Genomic DNA, 7,508 nt, shown 5'->3' with positions numbered 1-7,508 from the left:
ATAAGCAGAACTGGATCGCCGCATTCGAGAACACCGGCGGGCGCCCAGGGCGGCCCTCATGCGGCGCGTACCAGGCCATCTCCTTGTCCAGCCAGATCAGCAAAGACCCGCGCTTGCGGAGCGCAGCGTTGTAGGCGGACCAGTTCGTCGTGCGGTAGCGGGCGGGCTTGGGCTTGCTCATGACATCCGTCTAACCCCATGGATTCGTGTTGTGAATCCTCCAACGAGAGAGTTCTGCAACAATGCCCATCAAGGGCTTCCGCGACACTGCTCGGATTGCCCTGGCCAGGAACTCCCGCCGGTGCAGTTTGCTGGCCTTGCACTCTGATGCGTGCATCACCGGCGCGGGGGGGGCGGGTCATGCCGGCCTCCCTGGGAGTGCGGTGCCCGGGGCCGCTGCAAGCGCTGTGCAGAAGGTCACGGGTCACCTGTTTGAATGGTCCTGTTGTTTTTAAATTGACTGATCAATCAATACAAGGCAAATTCCGGCCAATTCGGAGCGGACTCAGGAACACGCCGGTTCTGCATTTCCGGGCAGCGCATGCAGGCGGCGGAAAACACGCCGGGCAGGCGCTGCAGCTGACAACACTGCCGCGGATAGCGGCGGTAAACCGAAACCCAGTCCCACGCGGGGGAGAGACTATGACCCGACCCAACATCCTGATTTTCATGGTTGACCAGCTGAACGGAACATTGTTCCCGGATGGCCCGGCCGACTGGCTGCACGCGCCGAACATGAAAAAGCTCGCGGCCCGCTCGACCAGGTTCCGCAACGCCTATACCGCCTCACCGCTCTGTGCGCCGGGGCGGGCAAGCTTCATGTCCGGGCAGTTGCCATCGGCGACTCGGGTCTATGACAACGCCGCGGAATTCGCCTCATCGATTCCCACCTATGCGCATCACCTGCGCCGGGCCGGGTATTACACCTGCCTGTCGGGCAAAATGCATTTCGTCGGGCCCGACCAGTTGCACGGCTTTGAGGAACGCCTGACCACCGACATCTACCCGCCGGATTTCGGCTGGACCCCGGATTACCGCAAGCCGGGCGAGCGCATCGACTGGTGGTACCACAACATGGGCTCCGTCACCGGCGCCGGTGTGGCCGAGATTTCCAACCAGATGGAATTCGATGACGAGGTGGCTTTTCATGCGGTGCAGAAGGTCTATGACTTGGCGCGCGGCAAGGACGGCCGCCCCTGGGCGCTGACGGTGTCCTTCACCCATCCGCACGACCCCTATGTGGCACGCAAGAAGTACTGGGACCTGTACGAGGACTGCGAGCATCTGCTGCCGGAGGTGGCGGACCTTGGCTATGACAGCCAGGACCCGCACGCGCAGCGGATCTTTGACGCCAACGACTGGCGCAACTTCGACATCACCGAAGAGGACATCCGCAAGTCCCGCCGCGCCTATTTCGCCAATATCTCCTATCTCGATGACAAGATCGGCGAGGTGATGGAAGCGCTGGAGAACACCCGGCAGGAAGCCATCATCCTGTTCGTGTCCGACCACGGCGACATGCTGGGCGAGCGCGGGCTGTGGTTCAAGATGAGCTTCTACGAAGGGTCGTCGCGGGTGCCGCTGATGGTGTCGGCGCCGCAGATGGCGCCGGGGCTGGTGGAAACGCCGGTGTCCAACATCGACGTCTGCCCGACGCTGTGCGACCTGGCCGGGGTCAGCATGGATGAGGTGATGCCCTGGACCTCCGGCGAGAGCCTGGTGCCGCTGGGGCAGGGCGGCAGCCGCGAAACGCCGGTGGCGATGGAATATGCCGCCGAGGCCTCCTATGCGCCGATGGTGTCGTTGCGGCTGGGGCAGTGGAAGCTGAACCTGTGCGATCTGGACCCGGACCAGCTGTTCAATCTGGAGGCCGACCCGCACGAGCTGGCCAACCTTGCCGGAGACCCCGCCCATCAGGACACGCTGGCAGAGCTCAAGGCAATGGCGGCCGAGCGCTGGGATCTGGAGCGGTTCGATGCCGAGGTGCGCGAAAGCCAGGCCCGCCGCTGGGTGGTCTACGAGGCGCTGCGCCAGGGCGGCTATTTCCCATGGGATTACCAGCCGCTGCAAAAGGCCAGCGAGCGCTACATGCGCAACCACATGGATTTGAACGTGGTCGAGGAAAACGCCCGTTTCCCAAGAGGGGAATAAGCGCAACTGCAACGAGAGTGCGCGGGGAAAAAGAACAATCCTCAAAATCCCTTCGCAGGGCAGTGAAAAACCTACCAACTGGGAGACGCGCAATGTCGGTGAAACCACCCCTGACAGAACTGCCGATCAAGACGGCGGACAAAGGGTTCTACGAGGGCTTCAGTATTGATGTCACGGTAAGCTCGAAACTGGCGGTCGCAGGGCTTGTGCTCTGGGCCGTCGCCTTCCCGGACCAGGCCAGTTCGGTCCTGGCGGGGCTCAACAGCCTGATCCTGGCCAATTTCGCCGCCTGGTATGTCTATGTGATGGCGGCCTTTGTGCTGGCCAGCATCGGGCTGGTGCTCTGGCCTGCCGCAGGGCGGCTGAAACTGGGCCAGCCGGATGACAAGCCGGAGTTTTCGCGGTTTTCCTGGTTTTCGATGATGTTCGGTGCCGGCATCGGCGTCGGCATGCTGACCTGGGCGGTGGCTGAGCCGATCTATCATTTCAAGAACAACCCGGATGTGATCCAGGGGCTGGCCGATGGCGGGGAGCTGAACAACTATTTGAACGCCTACAAATGGTCCTACTTGCACTGGGGCTTCACCGCCTGGGCGTCCTATGCCATTGCAGGTCTTGGGCTGGGCTTCTTTGCCTACCGCCGCGGCCTGCCGCTGACCATCCGGTCGTCGCTGGCGCCGCTGTTCGGGGAAAGGCTCTCCGGCCCCTTGGGCCACGCGGTCGATATCTTTGCCGTCATCGCCACCATCCTGGGCGTGGCGCAGATGCTGGGGTTCGGCGTCGAGCAGTTTGTCTCCGGCATGGCCCGCATCGGCATCGGCGACTGGCTGCTGAACGACGAGGGCACCGCCTCCGGCCTCGGCATCATCGTGGCGGTCCTGATCATCATGGGCGCCTCCACCCTTTCGGCACTGTCCGGTGTCGGCAAAGGGATCAAGTGGCTCTCCAACCTCAACATGGTGCTCAGCACTTTCCTGCTGTGCTTCTTCCTGCTGTTCGGCTCCACCTGGTTTGGCCTCAACGCGCTGTTCAGCGGGCTGTGGACGTATCTGGCGGAACTGCCGTCGATGGTCTTTAGCGTCTACCGGGGCGATGGCGTCGAGGGGTCCGTGGCAACCAAACTGGAGGGCTGGCAGGGCGGCTGGTCGGTGTTTTACTGGGCCTGGTGGGTGGCGTTTGCCCCCTTTGTCGGCCTGTTCCTCGCCCGCATTTCCAAGGGCCGCACCATCCGCGAGTTTGTGATCGGCGCGGTCATCGCCCCGGCACTGATGTGTTTCGTCTGGTTCTCCTTTGCGGGCGGGACCGCGATTGACATGGAGCTGAACGGCAGCGCGAACGGTGCGATCTTCTCGGTTCCGGACGGCGACAAGATCTTTGCCATGACCCAGCTGATGCTGTCGCCGGTGCTTGGCTGGCTGATGGCGGTGCTGATCGTGGTGCTGCTGATGACCTATCTGGTCACCTCGGCGGACTCAGCGGTGCTGATCGTCAACACCATCAACGCGGCCGGCGACGAAGGCCCCAAGGCGCGCCCGCATATCCTGTTCTGGGGTGTGGCGCTTGGCCTGGTGGTGGCGGCCCTGCTGCTGGTCGGAGGGCTGAAGGCAATCCAGACCGCCATGGTCATCGGTGCCTTGCCGTTTTCGCTGGTGATGGTGCTGATGTGCCTGGCCCTGTTCAAAGCGATCTACCGGGACGGCCTGCGCGAGCGGGCCGGTGAAAAGCTGGAGGCCGCCGGAGATCTCTCCGGCTAAGCCCTGCGGCGCCCCTGCGTGCGTACTCCCATTTCCGCACGCAGGGGTCTGATTTTGCTGCGTTCAGAAGCAGTTCCGGCGCAGATAAGGCCAAGAAACTTGATTGATCATCCGGTCAAAGACGGGGTAGGACTGCCTGCAGTCAAGGGGATTTCTATGCCGAAACTTGGAATGGAGCCGAAACGCCGCGCGGCGTTGGTGTCTGCCGTGATTGACGAAATCGGCGAAGCCGGCTCGCTCGATGTCACGGTATCGAAGATTGCCAAGCGTGCAGGCATGAGCAGCGGCCTGGCGCACCACTATTTCGGCAGCAAGGATCAGATGCTTATCGCTGCCATGCGGCACATCCTGAAAGTGTTTTCGCAGCGGGTTGTGAAAGGGCTGGCAGAAGCACAGGGGCCGCGCAGCCGGCTTGAGGCCATCATCCGCGCCAACTTTGAAGATCATGTCTTTGACCAGCGGAAAACCTCAGCTTGGCTCAGCTTTTATGCGCTGTCGCAATCCAATGAAGATGCCGCCCATCTAATGCAGATCTATCAGCGCAGGCTGCGCAGCAACCTGTTGCATGAACTGCGTGCGCTCAGTGACCAGCCTGAAGCAATTGAGCAGGCGGTGTCCGCCCAAATCGACGGCGTCTATTTGCGGGCTGCTCTGAGTAAACAGGAGGCTGTTCCTATGGCTGCAGAAACCGTAGTGATGACGTGCTGCGCCCTGCTTGGGGACGCGTGAATTGCCGGTTTCCAAAGGTGGCTATTACGCTTTAGGCCAAGAACACGTAGCCAGCAAATGATGAGCGCTGCCAAAGCGATTGCTGACAGGACGACCTTTGGGCACCTGTCGTATCGCGTTGCCACGCGCCGCCACTCCTTCAGTCTTCCGAACATGATCTCAATGCGGTTACGTTGTTTGTAGCGACGCTTGTCGTATCGGGCGGTCGCCTTCCGTTGCTTCCTGCCTGGGATGCAGGCGTGTAAGCGGCCACGCCCCTCAGCGCGAACCAGACAGGCGCATAGGCCGAAAGAACGCTTAACGAAAATTTGGCTCGTGTCAGACATTTCGTTGACCGAGGATGCTGGTGATCACATCAACCGGCATGCCTGATCACGAGGTTTCATCATGGGCAGGCGATCAATACCAACACAGTTGACCGCCCGAACCGACAACGATCAACTCCGTAGCCAGATCGCTTTGCGTCGCAAAGGTGGACCAGAAAGTTCGATGTGATGTGCAGCGCTGATCAAAGCCTTGCGGGCTGGTATTCACTCTACAAAAATGACAGCCCTCATGCCCGGTAAGGTCCCATCCACAGGTCTGATTGCAGTTTTCCTCTGGCACGTCCGGCCGTACCAAATGGTACTTTGTTCAGTATGTCGTTCTACCCGCCAAGTCTCACCGTGAATTCAGTGCTTTAATCAAGGTTCTTTCATCTTTGCTTCAGTCCCGTAGCAGTTCAGAAATGTGTAAACAGCACTGGTTGTGGCTGTTTCAATTTTCTTCTGACCCGGACAGACTGACAATTTTCTGAACAGCCTGCAGCGCCAATGGCTATCCACATGGATGCTGACTGGGATGACGCCGGATTGGGATTTCAACGAACTGCTGCTGCCGGTAGCTTTGTGGGGGATGTCGCTGATGATCGCGATGGTGCCGATCAGCAACATCGCTCTGGGCACTTTGCCGCCGGAAAAAATGAAAGGCACCTACGGACTGTTCAACCTGACCCGGAACCTCGGCGGCGCTGTCAGACCGGCGGCATCTGCATCACGCGCGGCTTTCGGAGTCTTCGAACTGGAGCAGTGCCGAGGCACTTAGACAGCTGCAGCTGGTGGCGAACAGGCTGAGCTTGCAGGGGTTGGACGGTGCAACAGGCGCACTGGCGCAAATGAGCGGACGGTTGCGGATGGGAGCTGCGGCAATCCTCCAACGCAATGATCCAGGAAAGTGGCTTGAGGCCTATTTTCGGAGCACCACTCAGATAGATACCGTTCGACAAGGAGAGGTAGCGGTCGTTCGAAGCAATCGTGAATGCTCTAGCGGACGCCTGTCTGAGTGGACATTCGAAATAAGCACTGGGCGCAATTTCTGTGCTGGTAATTAATCAAGCAATTTTCCGCTCCGTCGCGCTTGAAGCCGGTGTTCGGCGGCTCAACGGTTTGAAGAAAAGGGAGTTAAACACCGGTACAACTTGGATCATTCCCATCTTGGGATGAGGCGCATTTTCAGTCGAGGGAAACTGGAGGCTCTTAAAGCAGATCCATGACACCGTAGCAGGTGTAGGCTAATGGCAGGCATTGGCGGCGGTACTTAGGGATGGGGAAAGTTGCGGGTTTGTTTTGCATAAACTTAGGTATGGGGACGCTGCAAGGCTTGTCGGCCGCAACTCCTGCAAGCAGCCGCCCGGCATAGGTCGCCATGGCCACGCCGCCGCCGTGGTAACCGAATCCGGTCCAGGCGCGCCGCCAGTCTCCGATCTGTCCGACATATGGTATCAAGCCGCGGGTCAGGCAAACCAGGCCGCTCCAGTGATATTCGGTTTCCGCATTGGCCAGTGCCGGGAACATCGCCTCGAAATCGCGTCGGATCCGGCGCCGCATCTGCTGCGTGGTGGCAGGGGTGATGTTGCTGGTGCCGCGCATTCCAAACAGTACCCGGTTGTCCGGCAGCAGGCGGAAGTAATGCAGCAGGTTGCGGGTGTCATAGGCGATGCGCCGGGTGGTCCAGCCCTGCGCCTGTTTCTCGGCTTCGGTCAGGGGCCGCGTCACCATGATATGCGAGACCACCGGCAAATAGCGTCCGCGCAGCCAGTCCGGCAGGTTGTCGCTGCTGTAGCCGTTGCTGGCGACGATCAGCCGGTCCGCTGTGATGCGGCCCGACGGTGTGTCGATGATATAGGTGCCTTCGGGCTGTTCCTGCACCGACAGCGCCGGGGTATTGCCGTGGACCGCCGCGCCAGCCTGCTGCGCCAGGCGGGCCAGGCCGGCCGCAAATTTGCCCGGATTGAGGCCAAAGCCCAGGGGCAGCAGAAAGCCGCCGTGAAAACCATCGCCGTGCAGGCCTTCCTGACGCATCTCCTGTGCCGACAGCACCGGGCAATCCACCCCAGCATAGCGGCGCAGGCCTGCCGCCATTTCCGGCAGGGCTCGGGCGGCCCGGGTGCTATGGGCTAGGCAGTATTCGCCGTCATCCTGTGCCTCTGCCTCGATGCTGCCTGGCGAGGTGAGATCGCGAACCAGCGCGACCGCTTCCTTCTGGGCGCTGTAGAAGGCGCGCAGATCATCCTCGCCGAAGCGGCGGACGATGGCGCTGTCGCCCAGCTTGGCGCCGCCGAAGCCGCAAAAACCGGCATTGCGCCCCGAGGCACCCCAGCCGGGCTGGGCAGCGTCGATCACCAGCGGTGCCTCACCGTGCTCGCGGGCCAGATGCAGCGCGGCGCTGAAGCCGGTGTAGCCCGCGCCGATTATGGCCACTCCCGTGCGCCGGTCGCCGTCCAGCGCCGGATAATCGGGGGCAGCGGGTAAAGTGGCGTCCCAGTAGCTGCCGACCTGGATTTCCGTGTCATAGGCGTGGGAGTTGTAGATGCGGTTGAGGGTTTTCATGGCACTG

Annotated in this window: 6 protein-coding genes and 1 pseudogene; 4 read left to right on the top strand and 3 right to left on the bottom strand. The window is 61.1% G+C overall.

Going from position 1 to position 7,508, the window contains the following annotated elements; translation table 11 throughout:
• The coding region (locus tag A9D60_RS12175; protein WP_065269781.1) for a transposase at positions 1–181 on the bottom strand (181 nt) is incomplete at its 3' end.
• Positions 182–642: 461 nt separating this feature from the next.
• Between A9D60_RS12175 and betC the strand changes: the two genes are divergently transcribed.
• The 3 genes from betC (at position 643) to betI (ending at position 4,634) form a co-directional block, all read left to right on the top strand.
• Positions 643–2,151 (top strand): choline-sulfatase, encoded by a 1,509-nt coding sequence (betC, locus tag A9D60_RS12170; protein ID WP_065267859.1) that lies wholly within the window; start codon positions 643–645, stop codon positions 2,149–2,151.
• A 92-nt stretch (positions 2,152–2,243) separates the two neighbouring features.
• Positions 2,244–3,905, top strand: coding sequence for a BCCT family transporter (locus A9D60_RS12165; protein WP_065267858.1), 1,662 nt, complete (start codon positions 2,244–2,246; stop codon positions 3,903–3,905).
• Positions 3,906–4,061: 156 nt separating this feature from the next.
• Entirely contained in the window at positions 4,062–4,634 is a 573-nt protein-coding gene (gene betI / locus A9D60_RS12160; RefSeq protein ID WP_065267857.1) for a choline-binding transcriptional repressor BetI, read from the top strand.
• Between the two features lie 47 nt (positions 4,635–4,681).
• Here betI and A9D60_RS25505 read toward each other — a convergent pair.
• Positions 4,682–4,879, bottom strand: a pseudogene (locus tag A9D60_RS25505) (transposase); the annotation flags it as partial.
• A 583-nt stretch (positions 4,880–5,462) separates the two neighbouring features.
• On the opposite strand from A9D60_RS25505, the gene A9D60_RS12155 reads away from it, so the two are divergent.
• A complete protein-coding gene (locus tag A9D60_RS12155; protein WP_065267856.1) occupies positions 5,463–5,717 on the top strand; it encodes a hypothetical protein in 255 nt (84 codons plus the stop codon).
• Positions 5,718–6,148: 431 nt separating this feature from the next.
• Here A9D60_RS12155 and A9D60_RS12150 read toward each other — a convergent pair whose 3' ends face one another.
• Entirely contained in the window at positions 6,149–7,501 is a 1,353-nt protein-coding gene (locus tag A9D60_RS12150; protein ID WP_065267855.1) for an NAD(P)/FAD-dependent oxidoreductase, read from the bottom strand.
• Positions 7,502–7,508: the final 7 nt, after the last annotated feature.

The organism is Leisingera sp. JC1 (genome assembly GCF_001679925.1).
Classification (GTDB): domain Bacteria; phylum Pseudomonadota; class Alphaproteobacteria; order Rhodobacterales; family Rhodobacteraceae; genus Leisingera.
This window is presented reverse-complemented; position numbering and strand designations above follow the sequence as displayed.